Genomic DNA, 13,837 nt, shown 5'->3' on the forward strand with positions numbered 1-13,837 from the left:
CGATAGTCGCTACCCTCAAAAGTTCAGGGTCCAGTGACGGTAGGAAGGCGCGCCGAGGCTTCGACCCCTCCTATTCATCGACCGCCACGACCAAGACTGGTGAAGACGCCATGAGCACTTCAAGGACCACACTCTGGGCGCGGGGCCTCCTCGTCGCAGGGCTCGTGGGTGCGACGGCTCTCGTCGGCCCTGCGGCGAACGCCTCCGTCGAGAACCCCGAACCGACCGGTGGCTACGTCGAGACGACGCCGCCACCCACGATCGAGCTCACGGTGCTCCAGCCCGTGTGCGACGGCGACGTGCCCTACCTCGAGTACGACGTCGACGTGACCGGGACCCCGAACGACACCGTGACCATCACGTGGCTCAACCCCTCGGGCGCGAACGTCGTCCAGGCCGGGCTGCCCCTCTCCGGCCGCGTCCTGTGGCCCGGAGCCACGGTGGACGCCGCCGGCAACCCCACGGGCTGGCCGGGCTGGGTGTTCGAGAACGGCGAGTGGGTCGAAGGTGGAACGTTCGGCTGGGTGCGCCCGACCGTGAACGTCCTCTTCCAGGTCAACCCCGAGACCACGGTCTCCGTGGCCTACCCGCCGTCGAGCCCCAACTGCAACACGAACCCTCCGGGCAAGACGACTCCCCCGGGGACGACGACCGTCGGCGGCAAGGTCACGACCGTCTCCAACAAGGCAGGCGCCCAGGAGAGCGGGCTCGCCGCGACGGGCGCGACGGTCGGCAAGTTCGTCGGCGTCGGGGCAGCGCTCCTGCTGGTCGGTGGCGGTCTGGTGCTGGTCGCACGGCGCGGCCGCAAGGGCAACGCCTGACGACCGACGCTCACGTCACAGCACGAAGGCCCCCGGTGATGATCACCGGGGGCCTTCGTGCTGTGCGTCGATGTGCGTCGAGCTCCTGGCGCAGCAGCCGCGCCGCGTCCAAGGAAGGGTCAGGCCGGTGCGGTCGCCCATGTCGCGGCGTAGAGGCGCTGCTCGAGCCCCTCGAACGACCAGCGGTCCGCGATGAGCGTCGGCCCGTTGGGCGAGTCCGGCACGAACCACTGCATCTGCTCGACCGTCATCTGCTCAGCCCCCGAGGCGTCCACGCAGCTCAGCTCGAAGCGCGTGAGCGTCGCGGGCTGGCCGTCGATCTCGACGTCCAGCTTGCTCGTCTCCTTGGACGAGGCCACCGTGAGCTTCCCGGTGCCGGGGCAGAACGCGCCCTCCGGGACGTAGGCCTGGGCCGTGTCGACGTCGGCGACCGGGTCGCCGTTGAGCACGTCGAAGCTCGGGCACGCCTCGGACTCGGGGCACCCGCCCGCGCGCACCTGGGTCAGTCCCTCGGAGGGCTGCACGACAGACCAGTAGTCGGCCGCGAAGAGGGCGAGGGGCCCGACGTCGACGGTGTTGGTGTGCTGGCCCTCGTGCTCGTCGTGGGTGTCGGCTGCCGCCGGCCCGGAGCCGGACGGGTCGGTGCTCGCGGTGCCCTTGTCCGTCGCCCCGCCACCGGAGCACGCCGAGACCAGGAGTCCCGCTCCCAGGACGACCCCGACGAACGGGAGCAGGTGCGCACGGGCGCCGCCGCGCCGTCGGGCCTGGGGGGAAGCTGCCGCTTCTGCGGCCGAAGTACGGATCACACGGTCCTGGTGCACGGGTACTGCCTCACTCATGTAGGTCGGCCCCGGCGTGACCCACTGGGGAGAGTCACGTCGGGGCCTCGGACGATTTCACGCTACTGATGGCTGCCGGAAAGGGTGATGAGGGGTTCCCACATCCTTGCCGGTGAGGTACGGGAAACCCCGTACGCGACGACGTCCGTGAGGCGGGCGGGCGGGCCGAGGCGCCCACGCACCCACCCCACGGAGGTCACTCGTCGAGGGAGGACGTCAGCAGGAGCCGCCGTCGGCCCACGCCCCCCACTGCTGGGCCCCCGGGGTGTCCCCCTGGTTCCAGTACTTCGCGGTCCACGTGCGGCCGCCGTGGCTGACCTGCACACCGCCCGCGTACGTCGCCGTGGCGGACCAGGCGACGGCGGTGCAGACGCCCGTACCGCCGGTCGTCCCACCCGTCGTGCCGCCCGTGGTGCCGCCCGTGGTGCCGCCGGTCCCGCCCGTGGGCTCGACGACCGTGACGCCCCGCGGGTAGTCGTAGGTCGTCGAGTAGGACGTACCGGCGATCGTCACGATCACGTTGGAGAACTGCGCGATCGGCATGGTCCACTTGAGCTGGTTCGTGATGCTCCCGCCCGCGGGGATGCCGCCGAGGGGGACCGTGAACTCGGCCGTGTGGAAGTCGCCCTTGAGTCCGCCGACGTTCGGGCCCACGTGGCCCTGCTTGGTCGTCGTCGTCTTCATGCCCGACCAGTCGCTCATCTCGCCCGTGTCCGTGGTGCCGTACTGGAACGAGATGGTCGCGCCCGCCGGGATGGCGGTCTTCGACCTGTTGGTGAACACGACCTTGGGGTTGATCGGGTAGTTGCTGTCACCGAGCGCGAACTGCGTGTAGTCGATGCCCAGGTCGATCGCCTGCTTGGGCATGACCCGGTCCGCGTTCGCCTTGGTGGCCCCGTAGGCCGTCGTCGTGCTGAGCTTCGAGTGCATGAGGTCGACCATGGTCTGGCCGATCTCGTACTGGCCCTTGGTCTGGTTGTAGCCGTAGTCGCCCGCGAGCTCCCAGATCATGACGCCGCCGAGGCCCGTGTCGGCCACGTAGTCCGTCTTCGCGCCGATCGCCTGCGTCGTGTCACCGGACAGGAAGACCTTCTTGCTCGCGTTCCACCACCACTCGTTCTTGGTGACCGGGTCGAAGTGGTGCACGTACGAACCCGTGACGGCCGTCGGGACCTTGTAGGAGGCCGCGTAGTCGCCCGCGATCCCCTTCTGCAGGTTCAGCGCGTGCCAGATCGGGTTGACGCCGGCCGGCACCGCGTTGCCCATGGGGTCGGAGTCGAACCAGAGGTTGTCGACGCCCTCGGCGCCGTAGCCGCACTTGCCGTTGGTGCCCGCCGGGCACGTGAAGCCCGCGGGCGGGACGGCCTTGCCGCCCATGCCGTCGGTGCCACCCTGGACGCCCTGGAAACCGCGCGTGTAGAAGCCGACGCCGAGGTTCACGCGGCCCGCCGGCATGGCGCCGCGGAAGTAGTGCGCGGCCCAGTCACCGTTGAGGTAGCCCATGCCCTTGTACGCCGTGTACACGCCCGCAGCGGTGAGCTCGGGGTCCTTGCCGTCGTCGAACAGGGGCGAGTTGCCGCCGACGTGCTCGTTCCACGCGCCGTGCAGGTCGTACGACATGAGGTTGACGTAGTCGAGGTACTGGACGACCTGGAAGGCCTCCATGCCACGCAGCAGCCACCCGGACGACGGCGTCGCGGTCGTCAGCATGTAGTACTCGCCGTCCTCCGCCCCGGCCTTGTCGAGCTTCTCGCGGAGCGTCTTGAGGAGGTTCACGTACCCCTGGAAGTGCTTGTCACGCTTGGCGTCCGAGAACGCGAAGTCGTCCGGGTTCCCGGCCCCCTTGTTGGACGTGGGGTACTCGTAGTCGATGTCGATGCCGTCGAACCCGTACTGCCGGATGAACGCGACCGTCGAGTCGGCGAACGTGTCGATCTTCGCCTGCGACTCGGTCATCGTGTAGAACCCACCGGACGCGACACGGTTGCCGTTCGCGTCGAAGTAGCCACCGGTCTCGGCCCATCCCCCGACGGCGGGGATCACCTTCACGCCCGGGTTCGCCTTCTTGTACTTCGCGAGCAGGTTGAAGTGCCCCTTGTAGGACAGCGCGGGGTCCATCTCGGCCCCCGCGACGCCCGGCCACGTCATGTCGGTCGACGCGTTGCCCGCGGCCTGCGCGTTGACGGAGATCTTGTTGTCGGCACCGACGTGCGCGAACGCGTAGTTGATGTGCGACAGCTTGTTCCAGGGGATGTCGCTCGCGAGGTAGCGCGGCTGGCCGTTGGCCCCCGTGCGCCAGTTCGAGAAGTAGCCGATCACGCGGCGGTCGAGCCCGTTGGGCAGCTTCTCGCGGCCCGCGGTGTCGTAGACGTCGCAGTACGGGACGTCAACGCCCGGGGTCTTGTACATGCCGTCCGGACGGCACGCCTCGTGGCCTGTCGCAGGGGTCCCAGGGGTGGTCGTGCCGCCGGTCGTCCCGCCGGTCGTCCCACCCGTGGTGCCACCGGTCGTGCCACCGGTCGTCCCACCCGTCGTGCCACCCGTCGTGCCACCCGTGGCGCCACCGGTCGTGCCACCGGTCGTGCCACCCGTCGTGCCACCCGTCGTGCCACCCGTCGTGCCACCGGTCGTGCCACCCGTGGTGCCACCGGTCGCACCGCACGCTCCCTGGGAGGCCCAGGGGCCGGACGCCTCGGCGCCGGGGACGTTGTTCTGGGTCCACCACTTCGCGGAGTAGTTCACGCCGTCCTTCGAGACGGCCGCACCGTTGGTGTAGGTCGCCGTCGCCGACCAGGCCGGGGCGCAGTCGGCGGCCACCGCCGACGAGCTGGCGGCCGCGACGAGCATCGTCGCGAACAGCGCCGTCGTGGTCGCGAGGGCCGCGCCGACCCGGGCGCGGTGCCCGGAGAGTTTCACGTGCATCGAATCTGCCTTCGTTGTGCGGAGCGCGACGCGCGGTGCGCGCGCAGCGCCAAGGACCGCAGGGCGGGGCCCGGCGGAGATCTGGGAGGGCTCGTGGCGAGCCCAGGGGACGGTCGCCGAACCCGAGGTCCGGTCGGCCCGGCCCTCTGGCCGGTCGGATGGAACCTCGGGTTCGGCAGCGGCGAACCGCTACGTGGTACCCACCGGTGACGGAGCCTCGTTCGGCGTCGGTCCTCGGCGGGGGTCGTGGGGAGGGAGCCGGGGGACGGGGCGGGGATCCCGCCCCCCGGCTCGACTCTCAGCAGGCGCCGAGCGCCTGCCACGGGCCGTACTGCTCGGCCCCGGGGACGTTGTTCTGCGTCCACCACTTGGCGGTGTACTTCTGACCGTTGTGCGAGACCTGGGCCCCGCCGTTGTACACGGCCGTGGCGGACCAGGCGGGGGCGGTGCAGGTCCCGGTGCCCGTCGTCCCACCGGTCGTGCCACCCGTCGTCCCACCGGTCGTGCCGCCGGTCGTGCCACCCGTCGTCCCACCGGTCGTGCCGCCGGTCGTCCCACCGGTCGTGCCGCCGGTCGTGCCACCGGAGGTGCCGCACGTGCCGACGAGCTCCCAGGGGCCGCCAGCCGTGCCGGGGGTCTCGTTCTGGGTCCACCACTTGGCCTTGTAGTTCTTGCCGCTGTAGGAAACCGTCGCGCCGCCGCTGTAGGTCCCCGTCGCGGTCCAGGCGGCGGCGCACTCCGTGCCGGTCCCACCCGTGGTCCCACCCGTGGTCCCACCGGTCGTCCCACCGGTCGTCCCACCAGTCGTCTCACCAGTCGTCCCACCAGTTGTCCCACCAGTCGTCCCACCGGTCGTGCCACCGCCACCCGTCGGGTCACCGATCACGGGCCCGGCCGGTGCCGCGCGGAACTTCGTCGCGAGGCCCTTGAGGAGCGAGCCGTCCTGGTTGCCCGTGAGGTCCCACCACATGGCCCCGCCGAGCTTCTTGGCGGCGATGTAGTCGCCCTTGACGGCGACGGACTTCGGGTCGTCGAAGCTCCACCACTGGTTGCCGTCGTGACGCCACGAGGCCACGGATACCGGGTCGAAGTACCCCGTGCCGAGGTTCTTGAGCTTGTCGTAGTCCTCGTTGCCGGCTTCCCAGGTACCGGGTCCGGCGTCCGTCGCCACGCCCCAGGGGGCCGACGACGTCGCGCCCTTCCAGCCGCGGCCGTACATCGCGAGGCCCAGGGTGAGCTGCTTCGCGGGCACGCCGGCGTCGAGATAGGCCTTGACGGCCTTGTCGACGCTGTACCGGCGGTTCGCGGGGCGGGTGTCGGTGGGGTCGTCGTACAGGTTGCCCTGGTGCCCCGTGAGGGTCTTGTTCCAGGCGCCGTGCAGGTCGTAGCCCTGGATGTTCCCGAAGTCGAGGTACTGGTAGTTCTCGGGGTCGTTCCAGCCGCCCGACGCGATGTCGTCCGGGTTGGCGGGGAGGAACGCGCTGAGCTGGTACTTCTTGCCCGTGGTCGCGCCGTAGGCGTCGAGCTGGGTGCGGAACTCCTTGAGGAGGGCCTTGAAGTTCGCCTTGTCGTTCGCGACGTCGACGATGTTGCCGACCTCGCCGTTGAGAGAGCCGGGCCACTCCCAGTCGATGTCGAAGCCGTCGAACACGCCGGCCGCCGAGCCGGGCCCGCCGCGGCCGTCGACCACGGGGAGGTTGCCCTTGAGGTAGAGGTCGATGCAGGACGACACGAGCTTCTTGCGGCTCGCGTCGGTCGCGGCGGCCTTGGAGAAGTTCTTCGACCAGGTCCAGCCGCCGATCGACAGCATGGCCTTGATCTGGGGGTTCTTGGCCTTGAGCTGCTTGATCTGGTTGAACGAGCCGGCGAGCGGCTGGTCCCAGGCGTCGGCCACGCCCGCGACCGAGTTGGCGGCGGTGTATCCCATGCCGTAGTCGGCCCACGCGTCGCCCGCGCCGTCGGACCCGTTGGGGCCCGTGCCCTGGGCCTTGTTGGCCTCGAAGCACGTGAGCGTCTGGTGGTGGATGTTGCCGAACGCGTAGTTGAGGTGCGTCAGGTCGGCAGCGGCGCCGGAGTCCTGGAGCTCCTTCATCTTGAAGTCGCGCCCGTAGACACCCCACTGGGTGAAGTAGGCGACGTTGCGGTAGCCGTTGATCGCGCTGTCGCCGGTCGCGGCGGTCGCCGTGGCTGCGGGGAGGGGGCTAGCGGTCGCGGCGACGGTGCCGGCGACCAGGGACGTCGCGAGCATGGCCGCGGCGGTCAGTCCCGCGGCCATCTTCCTCGCGCGTCCTCGTGGAGTTCTCAGTCGCATGTGTCTGCCTCACTTGGCTGGGGGCTGGGGGGGCCCGGTCACCCGGACGTCGTTGCCCAGGAACACCCCGACACTAGGGAGCGAGCACGCCCTCGGGAATCAGCGTTTCCCACATTGTTCACCTCGCGTACATACACGGGAGCGTGTAGGTGTTCCCCCCTACGTACCCCGTCAGGCCCTACGGGTCCCCCGTCGCGGCACCGCTCGACCGGTCACCGTCCGACCCGGTGCGCGAGGACCGCGAGCTCGACCCGCGAGCGCACGCCGAGCTTGCGGAAGACGCGCCCCAGGTGGACCTCGACGGTGCGGACCGAGAGGTAGAGCTGGTCCGCGGCCTCGCGGTTGGATCCCCCCTGGACGACCAGGAGCGCGACGTCGAGCTCTCGATCGGTGAGCTCGTCCGCCCAGCGGGCGCGCAGCTCGTCGAGGGCGTCGTCGGACACGTCGCTCTCGCGTGCGGCGAGACGCGCCCTGCCCGACGACGCGACGACGGCGTGCGGGACGCCTCCCCCAGGGGTCGTGGTCGGGACGGGCGACGTCTCGGTGCGACGCGCGGCGACCTGCAGGGCGCCGAGGTGCTCGACGACGCCCGCGAGCTCACCCTGCGCCTGCCGGGCCCACGCCCACGCCCCGGACTGGGTCAGGAGCTCGACCGCCGAGAGGAGGTGCTCGTGGGCCGCGGGGAGGTCGCCCCAGCGCGTCAGGGCCCGGCCGAGACAGAGCTCGGTGCGCCCGTGCTCGAAGGGCGACGCGATCCCGCGACCCGCCGAGGCGACCGCGTCGCGCAGCGCGACCGCGTCCTCGGGCCTCGCGAGTGCGATCTCTGCTCGTGCGAGCGTCGCGACCCGGTTCGCCGGGGACAGGTCCTTGGCCTCGACCCGCCGCCGCGCGAGCGCCTTCTCCGCCGCGTCGGGACGGCCGGCGAGCACCCACGCCTCGACGTCGTCCATCCCGGGCAGGTGCAGCATGTGGGCGCAGTCGCGCCGGTCGGTCTCGGCTGCCAGCTCGAGCAGGGTGGCCGCCTGGGTGTGGTGGCGGGCGAACGACGCCCCGATGGCCCGGTCCACGAGGAGGCCGAGCCGGACCGGCCGCGACGTCGGGCACGAGCACGTCTCCTCGAGGGCGGTGGCGAGCGTCCCCACGCTGCCGTCGACCGCCATGTCGAGGCGCCGCGCGACCGCGACCCCCGTCCCGGCGAACGGCAGCCCGACGGGCAGGCGGAAGGCCGCCTCCTCGAGCTCGCGGCGCGCCTTGGTGATGTTTCCCGACCAGAAGTGCACCAGCACCTGGGCCAGGCGAAGGTGCGCCTCGACGTACGGGGTCACGGCACCTGACGGTGCGTCGAACCACCGGCCGCCGTTCCTGACCGGTGCGAGGTTCGCGACCGCGCTCGCGAGCGCCTGGCCCGCGACGTCGAGGGCGTCCTCGTCGGCCAGGGCGATCGCCCGGCTGACCTGGGCGTACGCCTCCTGCTCGGGCGAGAGCCGCGACCCGGGCAGGTCCGCTCTCTTCCCGCGCTCCCCCACGCCGTAGTTGGCGAGCCACGACCTGACGACGTCGAGCCCTCCCACGCCCTGGGTGCATCGCCGAGCGAGACGCTTCGCCGCGTCGAACGCCTGGGACGCGGCGACGCCGTCACCCCGCTCGGCGTGAAGGGTCGCGGCGCTCGTGAGCCCCTTCACCACGTCGCCGATCTCGCACCCCCCGGCCGCGTCCCGGGGGCGACCCTCGTGGTCGACGCAACAGGTGCAGGCGTCGTCGTTGTCCGCGAGCGCGATGAACGGGGCGATCACGTCGTCGGGCACCTGGCCCTGGACGTGCGTGAGCGCGGTGACGAGCGGGCCCAGGATGCGGGCCGAGCTCACGCCGCCCTCGCAGCGTGCGGCGCGGCGCAGCCAGTCGGCCGCGTCGTGGACGTGACCGGACTGCAGCGCGGCCGTCCCCGCGACCACGTACGCCTCTCCGCGCTCGGACGCGGCCGCCTGGCTCGCGGCCTCTCGCGCGACCTCGTGAGCCCACACCACGTCCCCGCGCTCGAGGAGCCGCTGGGCCAGGGACACGAGCCCGGGCGCGAGCGCAGGGTCCCCCGCGAGCGTCGCGAGCGCCGTGTGCCAGGTCGCGATGTCCTCCTCGCCGGCCGCCGTGTGGACCGTCGCCAGCCGCAGGTGCGCGGCCGTGCGGTCCGCGAGCCGGGCGTCGCCGTGGACCAGCGAGCGCACCCTCGGGTCGGTGAACGCGAAACGGCCCGAGACCAGGGAGAGCTGCCCCGAGAGAGGACCGTCGAGCACCTCCTCGATGCTCAGCCCCGACGCCGCGAGCAGCACGTCCGTGCGCTCGACGACCGCGACCGCCGCGACGAGCAGGGCCCGCCGCTCCTCGGGGGCGAGCTCGTCGAGCCGGTCGCCGAGCAGCGTGCGGACCGCCTGCACCGGGGGGAGGGGGTCCGGGAGGATCGCGGTGCCCGCGAGCTGTTCGGTCGACAGCAGCCGGGCCGTCTGGGAGATCGCCGCCGCGTTGCCCGCGAGGTTCTGGGCGAGCCGCGCCGCGACGTGGGGGGCCACGGCCAGGCGCTCCTCGACGAGCAGCAGGTGCAGCGCCTCCGACGGACCGAGGGGCGCGAGCTCCCGCACCTCGATCGGGTACGGGAGCGGACGGTCGAAGCCACCGGGGACCGCGGTCGCGAGGAGCACGAGCGCCGCGCGCCGCTGGGCGACGAGCCCGACCACCACGGCGCGGCTGATCTCGTCGACCAGGTGGAGGTCGTCGGCGAGCAGCACGACCGTCCGGTCGGGCACCGCCTCCTCGAGGTACTCGGCGAGCGCGACCGCGCCGACCTCCGGCAGGTAGCCGTACTCCGGGTCGGCGACGTCGAGCGGGCGCACGAGCCGGTCCGGCACCGCGCACCCGGTGACCTGGGCGACCTGGGACACGAGGGAGCGCACCGCCCCGCCGGACCGCTGCGGTCCCATCGCCTGGGCGACCCGCAGGACCAGGGGCGGGTGCGGACCGCTCGCCCCGTGCAGCGCCTCGTGGACGAGCTCGAGCGTGGTGCTCGCTCCCATGCCCGGCTCACCGGTCCAGACGAAGGCGCCCCGCCCGTCGGCGACCGCCGAGAGAGCGAGGTCGATCTCCGCCCGCCTGGACGAGAGCCGCTCAGGCCGGTGCTCGGTGGACGTGCGGGACGTGCGCACCTGATCTGAGGTCAGGACGTCTTGCTGGCTGGCTGGCATGTCAGACCCTCCCGTCCGGGGCAACGATGGCCGGACGACTCTCAGGAATGTTAACAACCCGACGTAAAAGCGGGCATCCTGTTCTGTTACCCGTCAGTGTCTTCGGCGGCTTCCGCTGGGGGCGGGTTGCCGGGGCCTTCGACCAGGTCTAGGGTGACCTCGTCCCTCCGTCTGTTCTGCCGAGAGATCTCGGTACCTCAGACGAGCACGGAACCAGAAGCAGATGAGAAGGAGGTGAGAGCGATGCCGGACGGCAGCAGTCATAGATCCCCGCACTGCGCGCTCGCTCCCCTCCGTCCTGCCCGCTGACCCTCGGGTCAGCCCTCCCGGCACGGCCCTCGGGGCGGTCGCCAGTGCGCTCCATGCACCGTCACCTCCCTCGCCAGGTCCTGCCCCCGTGTCCGCACGCAGGCGGATCGCCCGGCGTCCGGTCGGCACCGTCGAGAGCACGGCGCCGGGAAGGACCACCATGTCGACGAGCACCTACCTCAGTGCACCCTGCCCCGCGCCCACTCGCAAGGGCTCCGCACCACTCCGAACGAATCGGGCCACCACCCCCACGCCCGGTCCCCGCCGCCCCGACCTCGAGCGCCAGTCGATCACGTTCACGATCGGCCTGTACCTGTTCATCTGCACGGCCCTGCTCGGGACGCACCTGCTGGCCGCAGGGCACGACAACGTCCCGGCGACCGGGGTGACGACGAGCGCCCCGACCGGTGCGACGCCGTCGGGCACGGGCTCCCCGCAGGTCGGCGCGCCAGCGGTGAACCCGTGAGCGCGACGACGCCCGCGGTCGTCGAGGCGACCCGGCCCGCGACGACGTACGGTCACCGCCCCGCGTCGGCGACCCCGGCGGGCGCCCCACGGTTCGACCCCCAGGCCCTGCGTGTCCGCTGGCTCCAGGTCGCCTCCGAGGACGCAGCCGCGCTCGAGCGCGCGCGGGACGCGGGCGTCGACTTCTCCCTGGCCTCCGGGCGCGTCTGGGAGACCGACGAGCACGTCTACCTGCCCGTCGTGGCGACCTACCGGCGCGGCGAGCGGATCGAGCGCGAGGTCCTGATGTTCGCGCTGTCCCCCGACCGCGTCGTGACCCTCCAGCCGTCCCGGCACTACCCGATCTTCGACAAGGCCATAGCCCGCATGCGGCGCACCCCGCGCCTGACCCAGACGTCGTACGGCGTCATGTACGCGCTGCTGTACGCGCTCAACGAGGCCGCCGAGCGCGTCATCCACCACGCGAGCGACCTGCTCGAGGACATGTCCGACCAGATCGAGGAGGCCACGCTCGGCTACGACCGGCGCGGTCGTGAGATCGGCGTGACCGACATGCAGGGCACCATCTCCCGCATGAACCGGGCCGAGGAGATCGTCTCGAGCACCCAGGAGTCCCAGCTCTCGCTCGCGCGCGCCGCCCGGCACCTGCGCAGCGAGATCGCCGACACCGACCCCGTGCTCGCGGGACTCGTCGAGACCCTCATCGCGGACGTCGACGGAGTCAAGGAGCACGCGAGCTTCGAGCACGACAAGGTCCGCTACCTCCAGCAGGCCATCATGACCTCGCTCGACGTCAAGCAGAACCAGATCGTCAAGGTGTTCACGATCATCACCGCGGTGTTCCTGCCCCCGACGCTCATCACGTCGTTCTACGGCATGAACTTCACGCGCATGCCCGAGCTCGAGTGGGAGCTCGGGTTCCCGTGGGTCGTGCTCGTGACGCTCGTCGCCGCCGTCATCCCGCTCGTGTACATCAAGCGGCGCGGCTGGCTGCGCTGAGGCCCGCTCCCCCCGGGCGGACCCTGGACACGCGGACGCCGCCGGGGCCACGACAGGCAGGTCGTGGTCCCGGCGGCGTCGGGTTGCGCAGGGCTGCGGCCGCTACCGCGTCAGGTCAGACGCAGGAACCGACCACGCGCCACGGGCTCCAGTACTTCTCGGTGCCCGGTGCGTTGGTGTGGACCCACCAGTTGGCCTGGTAGTTGACGCCCTGGTGGGACGCCACCTGGCCAGCAGTGTAGATGCCCGCCTTGGTCCAGTCGCCGTAGCATCCACCGGGAGCGTCCGAGTCGACCGGACCCGCCTGCGACGCGCGGTAGACGTCAGCGGCCGCACCGACCAGCTCGTCCTCGTAGTCACCCGCGAGGTCCCACCACATCGAGCCGCCCAGGCCCTTCTCCGCGACCCACTTCGCCTTGTACTCGACGGCGCGCGGGGTGTCGACCGTCCACCACTCGTTGCCGTCGTAGCGCCAGGACGACCCGGTCGTCTCGTCGAAGTACTCGGTGCCCAGGTCGCGCAGCTCGAAGTACTGCTTGTAGCCGGGCTCGTGCGTGCCCTCGGCCACGCCTGCGGCCGACTGCCACGCCCCGTTCGAGTCGCCTGCCTCGACACCGGTCCAGCCGCGGCCGAACGCGGGGATGCCCAGCGTGATCTGTTGCGGGTCGACGCCGCGGCTCAGGTACAGGTCGATCCCCTGCTCGACCGAGATCTCGCCCGTGTAGGTCGGGTCGTCGTGCAGGTTGGACTGGTGCCCGGCCAGGTTCGGCGACCAACCACCGTGCAGGTCGTAGCCCTGGATGTTGCCGTAGTCGAGGTAGTCGAAGATCTTCGGCGCGTCCCAGCCCGCGTTGATGACCGTCGGGTTCACCGGGATGTACGAGGACAGGAGGTACTCCTTGCCCTGCGAGGCGCCGTACTCGTCGAGCTGCTCACGGAACTCCGCGAGCAGCGCCGTGAAGTTCGCCTTGTCGTTCACGGGGTCGACGAAGTTCTCGGGGTGCTGCGACCAGCCCGGCGCGCCAGGCCACTCCCAGTCGATGTCGATGCCGTCGAAGAGGCCGGCTGCTGCGCCCGGGCCACCGCGGCCGTCGATCTCCGGCAGGTTGCCCTCGAGGTAGAGGTCGATGCACGACGAGACGAACTTCTCGCGGGACTCGGGCGTCGCGGCGGCCTTCGAGAAGAACTTGGACCAGGTCCACCCACCGATCGACACCAGCACCTTGGTGTCGGGGTTCGTCTCCTTGAGCTTGAGGACCTGGTTGAAGTTCCCGGCGAGCGCCTGGTCTGCCGTGTCCGCGACCCCGTCGATCGAGTCCGCCGCACTGACACCGTCGACGAAGTCGGCGCCGGCGACACCTGCCCCGTCGTTGCCGCCGGGTGCGGGCGAGCCGTCCTTGTCGGAGATGAAGCACGTCAGGTCGGTCGGGTGGATGTTCGCGAACGCGTAGTTGACGTGCGTGATCTGGTCGGCCTGGCCGGACTCCTGGAAGTCCTTGACCGTGTAGCCGTAGTTCTCCGGGGCCCACGACATGAAGTAGCCGACGTTGCGGTACCCGTTGATGTCGTTGTCACCGTTGGGGCTGACCGCGGCGGGCGCGGCGGGCGTGGCCGGCGCGGCCGTCGCCGTGCCTGCCGCGACCAGGCCGGACGCCACGAGGGCCAGGGTCGTCGCCGTCACCACGGCACCGGCAGCGCGGCGGGTGCGGCGTGGTAGCGAGGGAGTGTTGCGAGATGCGTGCAAAGGGAGGCCTCTTCGTCTTCCGTGCTGCTGACTCCGGTCCGTTCCGGAGCCCCAGATGCTGGGCACTCTCGAACCTAACCAGGCGCGCGCGCGAATGATGTACGGGGCTTCCACATGGTTCACAGCGGTCACATAAGGGATTTCCCTTACCAACGCGTCGAATCGCTCGAAACGTTACGAACGGTAGCCTTTCGAGC

8 protein-coding genes are annotated in these 13,837 nt (G+C 71.2%); 3 read left to right on the forward strand and 5 right to left on the reverse strand.

Features of this window, described 5'->3' with window-relative positions; genetic code table 11:
• Window positions 1–110 precede the first annotated feature (110 nt).
• Entirely contained in the window at window positions 111–821 is a 711-nt protein-coding gene (locus tag JOD48_RS17105; protein WP_191789601.1) for a peptidase, read from the forward strand.
• 119 nt (window positions 822–940) lie between these two features.
• Here the strand turns inward: JOD48_RS17105 and JOD48_RS17110 are convergent, their stop codons facing one another.
• The 4 genes from JOD48_RS17110 to JOD48_RS17125 all read right to left on the reverse strand — a co-directional run bounded on the left by JOD48_RS17110 (window position 941) and on the right by JOD48_RS17125 (window position 10,123).
• A complete protein-coding gene (locus JOD48_RS17110) occupies window positions 941–1,642 on the reverse strand; it encodes a hypothetical protein (RefSeq protein ID WP_191789602.1) in 702 nt (233 codons plus the stop codon).
• Between the two features lie 234 nt (window positions 1,643–1,876).
• Complete coding sequence (locus tag JOD48_RS17115; RefSeq protein ID WP_204809885.1) at window positions 1,877–4,582, reverse strand: glycosyl hydrolase family 18 protein; 2,706 nt, start codon at window positions 4,580–4,582, stop codon at window positions 1,877–1,879.
• A 298-nt stretch (window positions 4,583–4,880) separates the two neighbouring features.
• Complete coding sequence (locus JOD48_RS19970; protein WP_275581477.1) at window positions 4,881–6,857, reverse strand: glycosyl hydrolase family 18 protein; 1,977 nt, start codon at window positions 6,855–6,857, stop codon at window positions 4,881–4,883.
• Between the two features lie 248 nt (window positions 6,858–7,105).
• Entirely contained in the window at window positions 7,106–10,123 is a 3,018-nt protein-coding gene (locus JOD48_RS17125) for a helix-turn-helix transcriptional regulator (RefSeq protein WP_204809886.1), read from the reverse strand.
• 469 nt (window positions 10,124–10,592) lie between these two features.
• On the opposite strand from JOD48_RS17125, the gene JOD48_RS17130 reads away from it, so the two are divergent.
• Together JOD48_RS17130 and JOD48_RS17135 are read left to right on the forward strand one after the other, a co-directional pair.
• On the forward strand, window positions 10,593–10,898 hold the full coding sequence (locus tag JOD48_RS17130; RefSeq protein WP_204809887.1) for a hypothetical protein: 306 nt from the start codon (window positions 10,593–10,595) through the stop codon (window positions 10,896–10,898).
• A complete protein-coding gene (locus JOD48_RS17135; protein WP_204809888.1) occupies window positions 10,895–11,896 on the forward strand; it encodes a CorA family divalent cation transporter in 1,002 nt (333 codons plus the stop codon). The genes JOD48_RS17130 and JOD48_RS17135 overlap by 4 nt, the downstream gene beginning before the upstream one ends.
• A gap of 115 nt (window positions 11,897–12,011) precedes the next feature.
• Here JOD48_RS17135 and JOD48_RS17140 read toward each other — a convergent pair whose 3' ends face one another.
• Window positions 12,012–13,577: a glycosyl hydrolase family 18 protein gene (locus tag JOD48_RS17140; protein ID WP_204809889.1), complete on the reverse strand. Its 1,566-nt coding sequence runs from the start codon at window positions 13,575–13,577 to the stop codon at window positions 12,012–12,014.
• Between the last annotated feature and the right edge of the window lie 260 nt (window positions 13,578–13,837).

Origin of the sequence: Oerskovia paurometabola, assembly GCF_016907365.1 — a bacterium.
In the GTDB taxonomy this organism is placed as follows: Bacteria; Actinomycetota; Actinomycetes; order Actinomycetales; family Cellulomonadaceae; genus Oerskovia; species Oerskovia paurometabola.